Source organism: Streptomyces durhamensis, assembly GCF_000725475.1.
Taxonomy (GTDB): domain Bacteria; phylum Actinomycetota; class Actinomycetes; order Streptomycetales; family Streptomycetaceae; genus Streptomyces; species Streptomyces filipinensis.
The window spans coordinates 1-337 of record NZ_JNXR01000154.1; the positions used below are offsets into that span (position 1 = coordinate 1).

General features: G+C 60.8%; 1 pseudogene. It reads left to right on the top strand.

From position 1 onward, the window contains the following. Positions 1 to 337, top strand: a pseudogene (locus IO33_RS0142200) (hypothetical protein); the annotation flags it as partial.

Consider the following 337-nt stretch of genomic DNA (forward strand, 5'->3'; position numbering starts at 1 on the left):
TGATGTTGATGATGTGCAGGTTGCTGAGTTGGTGCGGGTGAACGAGAAAGTGGTTCGGGCACTGTCGTTTCAGGGCCTCAAGCGATTGCAGGAGGTGAATGATCGGGGTTTGTTTCGTAAGGCCGGTCATTCGACGTTGCACCGGTTTGTGATGAGTGAGTTGCGAGTCACTCGCGGTGATGCCTCGTCACGGTTGAAAGCACTCGATGCTGCCGGTGAGTTGTTGTCGATGCAGGGTGAGGCGTTGCCCCCGAAATGCCCGGCCGCCGCCCAAGCCCTCGCCGAGGCCCTGGGCGCGCGGGTCGACCAGATCGTCAAGGAGGCGCAGGCACGGTCG